13 protein-coding genes are annotated in these 12829 nt (G+C 29.9%); 10 read left to right on the top strand and 3 right to left on the bottom strand.

Features of this window, described 5'->3' with window-relative positions; translation table 11 throughout:
* Window positions 1-16: 16 nt before the first annotated feature.
* From wecB to BALCAV_RS12510, 9 genes are all read left to right on the top strand, one after another.
* The gene (gene wecB / locus BALCAV_RS12550) at window positions 17-1138 is read left to right on the top strand and encodes a non-hydrolyzing UDP-N-acetylglucosamine 2-epimerase (RefSeq protein ID WP_040323976.1); all 1122 of its coding nucleotides are present in this window, start codon (window positions 17-19) and stop codon (window positions 1136-1138) included.
* A gap of 83 nt (window positions 1139-1221) precedes the next feature.
* The gene (locus BALCAV_RS12545) at window positions 1222-2424 is read left to right on the top strand and encodes a glycosyltransferase family 4 protein (protein ID WP_003322029.1); all 1203 of its coding nucleotides are present in this window, start codon (window positions 1222-1224) and stop codon (window positions 2422-2424) included.
* A gap of 26 nt (window positions 2425-2450) precedes the next feature.
* Window positions 2451-3740, top strand: a complete 1290-nt coding sequence (locus BALCAV_RS12540) for a glycosyltransferase (RefSeq protein WP_040323972.1) — start codon at window positions 2451-2453, stop codon at window positions 3738-3740.
* 18 nt (window positions 3741-3758) lie between these two features.
* Window positions 3759-4394: a methyltransferase domain-containing protein gene (locus BALCAV_RS12535; RefSeq protein WP_040323971.1), complete on the top strand. Its 636-nt coding sequence runs from the start codon at window positions 3759-3761 to the stop codon at window positions 4392-4394.
* Window positions 4363-4668: a hypothetical protein gene (locus BALCAV_RS12530; protein ID WP_040323970.1), complete on the top strand. Its 306-nt coding sequence runs from the start codon at window positions 4363-4365 to the stop codon at window positions 4666-4668. The genes BALCAV_RS12535 and BALCAV_RS12530 overlap by 32 nt, the downstream gene beginning before the upstream one ends.
* 16 nt (window positions 4669-4684) lie before the next feature.
* Window positions 4685-7420: a glycosyltransferase gene (locus BALCAV_RS12525; RefSeq protein ID WP_003322026.1), complete on the top strand. Its 2736-nt coding sequence runs from the start codon at window positions 4685-4687 to the stop codon at window positions 7418-7420.
* A 38-nt stretch (window positions 7421-7458) separates the two neighbouring features.
* Window positions 7459-8736, top strand: a complete 1278-nt coding sequence (locus BALCAV_RS12520; protein WP_003322024.1) for a nucleotide sugar dehydrogenase — start codon at window positions 7459-7461, stop codon at window positions 8734-8736.
* A complete protein-coding gene (locus BALCAV_RS12515) occupies window positions 8733-9536 on the top strand; it encodes an ABC transporter permease (RefSeq protein WP_003322023.1) in 804 nt (267 codons plus the stop codon). The genes BALCAV_RS12520 and BALCAV_RS12515 overlap by 4 nt, the downstream gene beginning before the upstream one ends.
* A 14-nt stretch (window positions 9537-9550) precedes the next feature.
* Window positions 9551-11161, top strand: coding sequence for an ABC transporter ATP-binding protein (locus BALCAV_RS12510; protein ID WP_003322022.1), 1611 nt, complete (start codon window positions 9551-9553; stop codon window positions 11159-11161).
* 155 nt (window positions 11162-11316) lie between these two features.
* On the opposite strand, the gene BALCAV_RS22330 is transcribed toward BALCAV_RS12510, so the two are convergent.
* Complete coding sequence (locus tag BALCAV_RS22330) at window positions 11317-11490, bottom strand: hypothetical protein (RefSeq protein ID WP_160173412.1); 174 nt, start codon at window positions 11488-11490, stop codon at window positions 11317-11319.
* An 83-nt stretch (window positions 11491-11573) separates the two neighbouring features.
* Here BALCAV_RS22330 and BALCAV_RS21215 point away from each other — a divergent pair, with 83 nt between their 5' ends.
* Entirely contained in the window at window positions 11574-11849 is a 276-nt protein-coding gene (locus BALCAV_RS21215; RefSeq protein ID WP_052044380.1) for a transposase, read from the top strand.
* Window positions 11850-11860: 11 nt separating this feature from the next.
* On the opposite strand, the gene BALCAV_RS12500 is transcribed toward BALCAV_RS21215, so the two are convergent.
* Entirely contained in the window at window positions 11861-12187 is a 327-nt protein-coding gene (locus tag BALCAV_RS12500; protein WP_003321017.1) for a hypothetical protein, read from the bottom strand.
* A gap of 14 nt (window positions 12188-12201) precedes the next feature.
* A partial coding sequence (locus BALCAV_RS12495) for an ATP-binding protein (RefSeq protein ID WP_040323969.1) occupies window positions 12202-12829 on the bottom strand: 628 nt, incomplete at its 5' end.

Below are 12829 nucleotides of genomic sequence, written 5' to 3'. Positions count from 1 at the left end.
GAATAAAATTAAAGTAATGACCGTCTTTGGAACTAGGCCGGAAGCCATAAAAATGGCTCCTTTAGTATTAGAGTTAGAAAAGAATGAGCAAATTGAATCGATTGTAACAGTAACTGGACAACATCGAGAAATGCTTGACCAAGTGTTAGAAATCTTTGGGGTAACTCCTGATTATGATCTAAATATTATGAAAGCTCGCCAAACACTAATGGATGTAACGACAAATGCACTTCAAGGACTAGATGAGGTTATTAAGAAGGTAAAACCAGACATTGTTTTAGTTCACGGTGATACAACTACTACATTTGTGGCGAGTTTAGCTGCGTTTTATAATCAAGTGAAAGTTGGGCACGTAGAAGCTGGTTTAAGAACTTGGAATAAATATTCACCGTACCCTGAGGAAATGAATCGTCAATTAACTGGAGTAATTGCAGATTTACATTTTGCTCCTACTATAAAATCATCTCATAATTTAATGGAAGAAAATAAAAAAGAAGATAACATTTTTATAACAGGTAATACTGCAATAGATGCATTAAAAACAACAGTTGCAGAAGCTTATGAACATCCTATTTTTGAAGAATTAGGTTCAGATAAGCTTATCTTATTGACAGCACACAGAAGAGAAAACCTAGGTACCCCAATGAGGAATATGTTTAAAGCAATAAGAAGAATAGTTGACGAAAGACCAGATATACAAGTTGTATATCCTGTTCATTTAAATCCTGTAGTGAGGGAAGCTGCGAACGAAATTTTTGAAGATAACAAAAGAGTTCACTTAATCGAACCGTTAGGGGTAAAAGATTTCCATAACTTTATGAATAGATCCCATATTATTTTAACTGATTCAGGTGGAGTACAAGAAGAGGCACCTTCTTTAGGAAAACCAGTATTGGTTATGAGAGATACAACCGAGAGACCAGAGGGGATTGATGCTGGTACATTAAAGCTTGCAGGTACAAATGAAGATACTATTTACTCATTAATTAATGATCTTCTTGATCAAGAAAATGTATACCAAGAGATGTCTAAAGCTTCGAATCCATATGGTGATGGTCGTGCATCTAAAAGGATAGTTGATGCAATTTTATATTATTTTAATGTAACTAATGAAAAACCAAGTCATTTTGAAGTTTAAAGAGTAGGGTAAAGGGTTCCTTTTGAATCCTTTACCGAATCTTACCGAAAATAATTAGGACTTTTTTCAGTAGTGAGGGAAATATGAAAAAGAATATATTGATAATTTCACAGCATTTTTATCCTGAAATAGGAAGTGCTGGAAATAGAATGAAAAACATGTATCAACTTTTAGAAAAGGAATATACAGTAAGTGTATTAACAACTGAACCCTCATACCCAAATAAAAGTATTTATGAAGATAACGAGTTTTGGGATGAACCGAAATTTAATAGTCAACTTATTCACAGGGTGAAAATTAAAAGTAGGAAATATTCAAGAAGTATTATAAATAGACTTTTGTATTATCTCGAAATTACTATTAAAATGTTATTTTTTATAATGAAAAATAAAAAGGAATATGATTTAATAGTCGCTTCATCACCACCTATTTTTATTGGTATTGTTGGCTTGATGGCAAAATGGCGATATAAGAGTAAATTAATTCTTGATATTCGTGATTTGTGGCCAGAGTCTTTAAAAGGGGTAGGGGTTTTCAACTATAAAATTATAATTTGGCTACTAAGATTAATTGAGAAACTACTGTATAAAAAATCAAATACAATTTTAGTAAATAGTAAAGGTTTTATTAACTATATACAGGAGAACTATAAAATTAGCTTAGAGAAGATATTATTTTTACCTAATTCTGCAAGGGAAATAGAATTAGAAATGTATACTAAAAAGACAGAATCAATAAGAAAAAGAGTTATATTTGCAGGGAATATTGGTTTAGCCCAAGATGTCTCTCTTCTAATGAAAGTAGCTGAGGGGCTTCAAAAAAATAACATTCATTTAGATATAATCGGATATGGTATGAAACATGTAGATCTACGAAATTTCACAGAAATTAACCGATTAGAAAACGTTCACTTTCTTTCGACTAAGACCCGAAAAAAATGTTTAGAAGTTATTAGTAATTATCCAGCTGGTATTGCTACATTAAATGATAAAGAAGTATTTAAAACGGTGTTACCAGGAAGAATTATTGATTATATGACTTGTGGTGTCCCAGTAGTAGCGGCAGTTTCAGGTTATTCGGAGCAAGTAATTTTAAATAACGATGTTGGGTATGTAACAAATACTAGAAATGTAGATGAACTAATTAATTATATAATGGAGATATTATCAAGTGAAACGACTATCCATAGAATGTCTACTAATGCAGTAAATTGTGTAAAAAGGGATTTTTTATGGGAAGAAAATATAAAAGAGTTATATGATAATATAGAAAAATTACTTCCGTAAAATTAATAAAGAGGTTGAGAGATAAAATGAATAAGAATGTCTGTATGTATGTATGGAACCACTTTACTAATGATGCTAGGGTTTTAAGAGAATGTAGAGCTTTGTCAGAAGAAGGATTTAAAGTTGATTTGATTTGTATACATGATCCTACTGATGAGAATTTACCTGTATATGAAAGAAAAGATGAGAATTTCAACGTTTATAGAGTAAGACGATATCCTATTCTATTAGAGATATTAAAAGAGAGTGTTATTTTTTTGAAACGGAATAAACTAATGGCTTTATTGGCAGCTGCTCTATGGATATCTTTAGTTTATTTATTTCCTCTTTTTGTAGTGTGTTTAACTACGATTGTTTTTTTGATGGTGAAAACAAAACTAAAAACAGTGTGGATAAGAGGGAATATTATATTCAAAATGATTTTACATGGTTATAAAAAAAATTATAATTTTTACCATGCAAATGATTTGAATACTCTGCCTCAAGCTTATATTGCTTCAAAATTCCGATTCAAAAAGAAGAAATTAATTTATGATTCGCACGAAGTTCAAACAAGTAGAACGGGCTATAAAAGTCCTATTTATGGCAAGTTAGAAGCACTTTTGATTAAAAGAATAGATGAAATGATTGTAGAAAATCATACTAGAGCTAAATATAATGAGGAGCTTTATGGTCTTTATCCTCATGTTGTTCATAATTATCCATTTAAACAAGATAAAGATAAAACAGTAAAAGTTGATTTACATAATCAACTAAACATACATGAAGAAGAAAAAATTTTATTATATCAGGGTGGAATTCAAGAAGGTCGTGGGTTAGAAAAATTAATATGTGCAATGGATCTCATAAAGGAAGGAACTTTAGTCTTTATAGGTGATGGTAAAATTAAACCAAACCTTGAAAAAATGGTTAAAGAAAAAGCTTTAGAAAGTCGAGTTCGATTTTTAGCTAAAGTACCTTTAAGTGATCTACCTAAGTATACAAAAAATGCTTATTTAGGGTTCCAAGTTCTTAATAATATATGTTTTAATCATTACTCAGCTTCTTCAAATAAACTATTTGAGTATATGATGGCTGGTGTACCTGTTATTGCCTGTGATTTTCCTGAAATTAAGAAAGTGGTTGAAGGTGAGAAGGTAGGTTTGTGTGTAGATTCTCATAATTATAAATCTATAGCTAATGGAGTAAATAAACTATTAACAGATATAGAGTTAAGAAACTCTTTAAGCCAAAATACAGAAAATGCGGGAAAGAAATACAACTGGGAAGTGGAAAAGAAGAATTTTTTAAAAGTCTATCAAGATGTGGCTATTTGAAGGACTAGGAGGGTTAGAATGAATAATAATTTAAATGAGCTAGCAAATAATTCAGGAGAATCCATTAATAAAAATTATTGGATCTGTAAAAATGCTTTTGGGGAAAATATATTAGACATTTCAAGCTTAGAAAGTGATAGTTTTCCTATAACTTTAGCAAAAGAAAATAAAAGAGTCCTATCAATAAGCTTAGAAAAAGATAGAATTGATGTTTTAAGTGAAAAATTAAAAAATGAACCTGAATGTGTTCAGAAGAATGTTGAGTGTAGAATAACAAATTTATTTAACCTTGAGAACAATAAATTATTTGACTCGATACTACTGGATTATTCATTAGTTCATATAACTGATATGAAAAGATATTTAATGCAAGTAACAAATAAATTAAGCATAGAAGGTAGAATTATTATAACGTTGCCCTTAGGAATAAAAAAAGGACAGAATCTTGTTAGTCCTTTTTATTTTGAAGATTTTCTTAATGAAATAAAAGAAAAGCTATATATAAAGGAAATCGAGTACCAGGAAGATTGGGTAGGAATCGTCTTAATGCAATTAGAACATAGTGATAAAAATGATAATTTGAATTTATTTGAAGTGATAAGAAAGATTGAACAGATATTATATGCTAAAGAAAATACATTTTTTTGCAAATAATGTTCAACAAGAAATGAAACCAGTTACTATCGAGGTTAATAAGAATATAGATGAGGAAATAAATAAATACAAAAAGCTATATTTAATAGCCAAAAAAGAGAAGATACAATTACAAGAAGAATTACTAAATCAATATGAAAAAGAAACTAAACTATTAAAGAGTATTAAAAATGAAAATACTAATAAATATGATGATTTGCAAAGAAAGTATAATGCTTTAAGTAAATCAAAACTAGGTAAAATTCAACTTGCATATTGGAGACGCAAAAAATAGTCTGGAGGTGAAGAGATTGAATAAAGATTCTATAAATCAAAGGATAAATACATTAGAAAAGTTAAAACAAAAAACTAAAAATGATTTAATAAATGATATTGAGGATTATCTAAAAGAGAGAAAAAATGATAAAGAGTATAAACAAAAGTTAAAACAGATAAAACAATTAGATTATCAAGTAGATAATAATCCACTAAATAGAAAAAAAGAAGTTAATATAGAAAGGGCAAATTATTTAAGTAAGTTAACAAGAGAACATGATGGTAACTTCTTTAAAGAAATAAAACCTTTACTAGATGAATTACCAGAGAGTAATGGAAGTAGATACTATCAGAAAATGAAAGTTAACATTGGGATAATTTCAGATGAATTCTTGTATCATTCATTTGAGGGACAAGCTAATTTTATATACATTACCAGAGATAATTATAAAGAATATGTTAATAAATTGGATATCTTTTTATTAGTTACAACTTGGAAAGGTCTAGATTTAAGTTGGAAAGGGCTTGGGAATCCAAATATTCGCAGACATAGAAATGATATGGATAAGATTATAAAATTATATAAGGACAATGGAATAAAGACAGTTTTTTATTCAAAAGAAGATCCTGTAAATTATGAGATTTTTATTGAGCTAGCTAAGAAATGCGATTATATCTTTACAACTGCAATTGAAAAAGTTGAAGATTATAAAAGAGATTGTAAGAATCCAAATGTTAATGTATTAAGTTTTGGTATAAATCCAACTATCCATAATCCAATTGGAATTAATAAGTTTGTTAAGCGAAAAGAAGTATTGTTTGCAGGGTCATGGTATAACAAGTATCCTAAACGTCAAGAAGAAACAAAAATGTTATTTGATGGAGTAGTAGAAAGTAAAAATAAATTAAAAATTATTGATCGTAATTTTAATTTGAAATTAGAACAATACTTCTTCCCGGAAAAATATATTGAATATATTTCTCCGGCTATCGACCATGTCTACTTGCAGAAACTCCATAAACTTTTTAATTACTCTCTTAACTTAAATTCAGTTAAGAATAGTGAGACCATGTTTGCTAATAGAGTATATGAACTTCAGGCATTAGGGAATATATTAATTTCAAATTATAATACAGGGATAAATAATTTATTTCCAAATGTACATTTAGTGCATGATAAAAATGAAGTCGGAGAAATAATAAATAATATTTCAGAAGACGAATTATATAAGCAACAAATTCTTGGAATTCGGAGAGTCATGTCTAAGGAAACAACTTATCAAAGATTAGAAGAAATGTTTTCAGCTATTGGTTTTTCTTATAATAAAGTAGAAAGAAGAATTGCGGTTGTTGTAAAAGCTAAAACTGAAAAATTATTAAAAATGTATAACTCACAAACTTTATTACAAAAAGATTTAATTTTAATGAGTGACTTTACTGAAGAAACAAAAAATCACTATGATTTTATTGCTTTCTTTAATGATGAATATAATTATGATGAATTTTATTTAGAAGATATGATAAATGGATTTAAATATACAGATGTAGATTATGTTACAAAGAATTCATACTATCTGGATGGAGTGTTACAAGAAGGAATTGAGCATGATTATGTTGACGTGATTAAAGATAAATATCAAACTGTTTTTTGGACTAGTGCATTCACAGTGAATGAATTCATTGAAATGGAAAGAAATATTCCTCGTGCAAATGGATATAGTATTGACAGGTATAATCTTGAAATGGGAACTAATAAAGTCACTCAGGAAATTAAACCTTATAAATTGTCAGTTATAATCCCAACTTACAATAATGGTGACCATTTGATGAGTAAATGTTTTAATAGTTTAAAAAGAAGCTCTATATTCAGTGATATGGAAATTATTATAGTAGATGACGGTTCTACTGATGGTTATACACCTAAAATCATTTCAAGTTTAACTAAACAATATCCAAACATTAAATCTTACTTTTTCGATGATAATGGAAGTGGTAGTGCGTCACGTCCAAGAAATAAAGGGTTTGATATCTCGACTGCCCCTTATATCACATATTTAGATCCTGATAATGAAGCGATAAATAACGGATACTCACAATTATTGAAAACGGTAGAATCAAATGATTATGATATGGTTGTTGGCAATATGCTTAGAGTGTCGGATGATTTATTGAGCTTTAATTATTACAAAACCGTTTATTATTTTAACGATAAAAAGGATGTATTAACAAGTGATAAAGGGGAATTCCTAAAAAGAAGCTCTTTTAAAGCTATGAGTATACAAGCTTTAATTGTTAAAAGAGAGGTAATCTTTGACAATCGATTAAAAATGATTGAGGGTGCCGTTGGTCAAGATACGTTATTCTTCCAAGAGTTATTATTAAATTCTTCTAAAGTTAAAGCTATTAATCTGGATATTCATATTTACTATGCTGCAGTATCTGGTTCAGCTGTTAATTCAGTTGGAATTTCATTCTTTCAAAAATACTTTATAATGGAAGAAGGAAGAGTTAAGGAACTTAAAAAGTATAATTTATTAGAATCATATATTGATATAAGATTTGAATACTATTTTGATAATTGGTATTTAAATAAGCTAAAACGGGTTAGTAAAAAAGAACTTAAAGAATGTGTAGAGATTTTATGTGGAATCTATAATCTTTATGAGCAGCGTTTTGAACCGAAAGAAGCTCATTTAGTCACATTTTCAAATTTGTGTAAAAATAAAGATTATGAAAGAATTATAGAAGAATTTGTAGAAAATAAGTTATGATTAAAAAGAATAAAGTTATTGAAAGGAAGATGTTTTAAATGAAATTATGTACAGTAGGATTAGGATATATTGGATTGCCTACATCAATAATGTTTGCAAAACATGGAGTAGATGTTGTTGGGGTAGATGTTAGATTAGAAGTTATAGAATCATTAAATTCAGGGAAAATTCATATTGAAGAACCTGGTTTACAAGAGGCATTAGAGGAAGTAATTAAAGCAGGCACTTTTAAAGCAAGTCTAGCACCTGAAAAAGCAGATACATTTATTATCGCAGTACCAACACCAAATAATGATGATATGTATAAATCGTGTGACTTAACGTATGTCTTAGGAGCAGTGAATTCAGTTATACCTCACTTAGAAAAAGGAAATACAGTAATAATTGAATCAACAATTGCACCAAGAAGTATGGATGATTATGTAAGACCATTGTTAGAAGAAAACGGATTTAATATAGGTGAAGATATTTACTTGGTACATTGTCCAGAGCGTGTATTACCAGGTCAAATTATGCATGAGCTTATTTTTAATAATCGAATTGTTGGTGGGGTTACACCGAATTGTACTGAAGCCGGAGCTAAAGTTTATAGTACTTTTGTTCAAGGTGAAATTATCAAAACAGAAGCAAAAACAGCTGAAATGTCTAAGTTAATGGAGAACACTTTCCGTGACGTAAACATCGCACTTGCAAATGAATTAACGAAAGTATGTAATGAATTAGATATTAATGCTTTAGATGTAATCTCAATGGCTAATAAGCATCCACGTGTTAATCTTCATACTCCTGGACCTGGTGTAGGTGGACATTGCTTAGCTGTAGACCCATATTTCATTGTTGCTAAAACACCTGAAACCGCTCAGATTATTAATCTTGCACGGAATGTAAATACATCAATGCCAGAGTATGTAGTAAATAATATAAATACTTTAATGGAAAAAATAAATGGTAGAACAGTAACTTTATTTGGTTTAACTTATAAAGGTAATGTAGATGATATTCGTGAAAGTCCTGCAATGGAAATAAGAGAGAAATTAATAAATCAAAATAAATATGAGATAAGATCGTTTGATCCACACGTAGAATCAGATTTTGTAATTGCTGATATCAACCAAGCAACTATTAATTCGGATCTGATTGTTATTTTAACTGACCATAATGAATTTAAAGAGCTTGATTGGAGCAGTTTAAGTCAATTAGGGAACAAACGAGTATTAGATACGAAAAACATAATTGACGAACTACCAAATGGTTTTGAATTAGTTAATTTCGGTAATTTGCATCAATTTATTAAGAAGGAAGCAAGTTTAGTATGAAATTTGTTTTAAAAGTCTTAAGGGAACAAGTTAATCACATAAAATTGATATTCAGGTTAGCATCCTATGAGACGAAAAGTAAGTACCAAATGCACTACCTTGGTATTCTCTGGCAATTTCTTAATCCCCTACTTCAAGTAATTGTCTTTTGGATTGTGTTTGGTTTAGGAATCCGAGGGGGAGCTCCAGTTGGAGATACCCCCTTCTTTGTTTGGTTAGTAATAGGATTAATACCTTGGTTTTTTATAAGTCAAACTATTGTGCAAGGATCGAATAGTGTTTATGCTAAAGTTAATTTAGTATCAAAAATGAAGTTTCCAGTAAGTATTTTACCTTCAGTGACAATAGTGGGGAATTCAGCTGGCTTTCTTGTTATGTTAGTCTTGCTTGGAATTATTCTGCTTGTTAATAATATTTACCCAACGATCTATTTACTACAATTCCCTTACTATTTATTGTGTATGTATATGTTTGTATTTTCTTTTACTTTGTTTAGTTCGACAATCTCTATTATTATTAGAGATTATCAAGTGTTATTACAATCAATGATGAGGATGTTGTTTTTCTTAACACCGATTTTTTGGGTTCCAACTAATATGTCGATTATTTTTCAAGAACTACTTAAATTGAATCCCTTTTATTATATTGTTAATGGATTTAGAATGTCATTATTGGGAGAAGGTTGGGTATTTCAAGACTATCTGTACACTATATACTTTTGGTCTTTAACACTGTTTTTAATTTTAGTTGGTTCATTTATTCATGTGAAATTTAGAGATCGATTTGTTGATTATTTGTAGTGGAGGCTAAGTTAATGAAGCCTAAAGTAGTTTTTAAAGGTGTATCTAAAAAATATGAGATATACAATAAAAAGATTGATAAGATACTAAGTTTATTTTTTCCTTCAAGAAAGAGGAAGGAATTTTTTGCTTTAAAAGGTGTTTCGTTTGAAGTATTTGAAGGAGAATCAATAGGTATAGTTGGGGTTAATGGATCTGGAAAATCAACATTATCAAATTTATTAGCTAAAATTATCCCACAGTCTTCTGGTGAAATATCTATTAACGGTGAGAGCTCTTTAATTGCCATATCAGTTGGATTAAATAATGCGTTAACTGGATTAGAGAATATTGAACTAAAATGTTTAATGCATGGACTGAATAAACAAGAAATTAACGAATTATTGCCAACGATTATTGACTTTGCAGATATCGGTGATTTTATTTCACAACCTGTAAAAAATTATTCATCAGGTATGAAATCAAGGTTAGGATTTGCTATATCCGTGCACACAAATCCGGATATTTTAATAGTTGATGAGGCGTTATCAGTTGGTGACCAAACTTTTTATAAAAAGTGTTTGAATAAGATTAATGAATTTAAAAAAGAGGGCAAGACTATTTTCTTTATTAGTCACTCCATTGGTCAGATGCGGTCAATTTCAGATAAAGTTATTTGGATTCATTATGGACAATTGAAAGAATTCGGTGAATCTAAACAGGTTTTAGATAACTATCAATCATTTATAAAATGGTTTAATGAATTAACTGAACGTGATAAAAAAAGCTATAAAATGGAAATGTTAAGCAAACAATCAGGTCCTTTATTAGATGCAGAAAATAATGAGATTGTCTTAAATCGCAGTACTCGTTATAAATCTACTAAGAATAGCCATAAAAACGTATACGGTCAAATAGTAATATCTTTTTTAATTTTTATATTAAGCGGATTATTTCTTGTTGTATCTCCTCATTATCATACATCGAGTAGTGAAACTGAAGAGAATGAAAACGTAGAAATGATTATTAAAGGTGAAACAGAAAATGATGAACTTAATCAACCTATTGAGGTAATGACTATTCATAAATTAGGTTTTAGTAATAATACTTTGATTTATGATGATCCAAAGCTAGTAAATATTAAAGGGGAATTATTACCTAATACTGAGTTGAATTTGCTAGAAGAAACAACTTTAAGTTATAAATTTGAAAATAATAGTATTGAAGGTTACGTTGAAAAAAATACGATACTTTTAGAAAAAGATTTTGAAGAGAAATCTCAAGTTAATATTAATACGTTTACTGAGTATTTTTCGGAGGGATTTGTAGAATCATATCAATATTTTTTAATGCATTTAGGTTATGAAGCAACTGAGATGAAAGAGAATATGTTTGGTGGGGAAGAAAAGGAAAGAGATGCATTTGGGCAAAGTGAGTATTATTTTGAACGTGAAAAATTTTCTTATATTCTTAATGAAGAAGATATTGTATCTAGCTTAATAATTTTTGATTTTGAACCTGATTTAGAATTTTTAGAAGAAAATCTTTCTACAAATTTCGCTGTTCATGATAGACTAGGTTTTCACATCAATAGTTATTCAATAATTATTGATCTAACTGAGAAAATACTTTTTGTGACAATCTAGTAATAAGTGTTTAATACAAATTAAATAATCCCCCCTTATTAAAGGAGGGGTTATTTTACATTTTTGTGCAATATATCGTTATTGCAACGAACCTAAAATGACTAAGTTGATGCTATGGCCAATGTAGAGTCGCAGCTCCTTCTATTTAGAAGCAATTATTTTAGTAACTTTAAATTGTTTTTGATAACACTTATTGTTTCTTTTTCAGGTAGTGGGTTGTGTCCTTGTTCTTCATTTGAATATAAAAGTGTTCGAATGCGGTTTTTGAAGGCACCTCTTTTACTTAAGTCAGTTAAAGAAGTTATAAATGGAACAAAGTGATTCACCATATCTTCCTCCCCCCTCTGTTAGGATAAATGTCGTAGGATGCTTTAGTGTTATACTTAAGTAAATAACACGGAGGTCGATCGATATGACAGGAAATAGAGTACGGTATTCAAAGGAACAAAAAGAAGCCATTGTTAAACGCATGATGCCGCCAAATAATGAATCAGTGAAGCGAATTGCCAAAGAAGAAAACATCACAGAAGTGACGTTGTACAAGTGGCGTAAGGAGGCTCGTGCAGCTGGAGTAGCCACATGTAACCGTCAAGTAGAATTAAACAGTTTTCAACAAATAATTTTAAACAGTTTTCATCAATTAAGATTCAACAGTTTGATTATCCCCGCCATAAAGGCAGGGGAATAATCATTTTGCTTTTAAAACAATTTATCAGGCATTCCTAACGCTTCTTCTAATAGATCCTGCTCTTTTTTCAACTTTTCGATTTCCTTTTTCAAAAGGAAATTCTCCTCCACTAATCTTTCGATTTTGGTTGTATCATCAATCCCTTCCTCATAGGCAGTACCTCTCACAAAGCACCAATGATTATAACAATGAAGGTCTTCTTCTATCATTGGACGGTTTTTATTGGCTGGAGCCTTCATTTCCATATCCTTAATCCATTCTTTTACTGATTTTTCATCGACTTTTAATCCATAAGAATTGAAAAATTGAACGGCTTCTTCAGCATTTAGTAGATTCACTTTTTTATCCCCCTTTAAGATTCAATATTCTGATGGTTAAATAAAGCTTTTCGGTATTTCATTCTGATACTATCCTGCTCATCGCTAAAAGTTAAAACCTCACTTCGATGGAGAAGACGGTCTAAAATGGCTGTCGTTAACGTTTCATCTCCAAGAAACTTTCCCCATTCACCTGGACCTTTGTTAGAAGTTAGGATGAACGCTGCCTTATCATACATTTCATAAATAAACTGAAAGAATAGGTGAGCGTCCTGAGGTTCATAAGCCATATACATGACATCATCAATAATAATTAAATCCGATTCAGTGATACGCTTATATCTCGTTCTGGACTTTCCAACATAGTCTCTTGACTTTAAGATATAGATTAAGCGATCCATAGATATAAAAGACACTTGGTACCCATTTTCAATACAATGAATACCTAGAGCTGTTGATAAATGGGTCTTCCCAACACCTGTTGGTCCCATCATGATTAGGGTGAAACATTCATCAACCCATGTTAGTTCTTTCAAGATATTTAATTGTTTCTCTACAAATGCTGTCTGTTCTTCCAAACGATAGTTTTCAAATGTCAGAACTTCTGGAAACTCAGCCCACTTCATTAGTTTTTCGCTATTCTTTCTTTCTCTACAACTCATC

Source organism: Alkalihalobacillus alcalophilus ATCC 27647 = CGMCC 1.3604, from assembly GCF_000292245.2.
In the GTDB taxonomy this organism is placed as follows: domain Bacteria; phylum Bacillota; class Bacilli; order Bacillales; family Bacillaceae_D; genus Alkalihalobacillus; species Alkalihalobacillus alcalophilus.
This window is presented reverse-complemented; position numbering and strand designations above follow the sequence as displayed.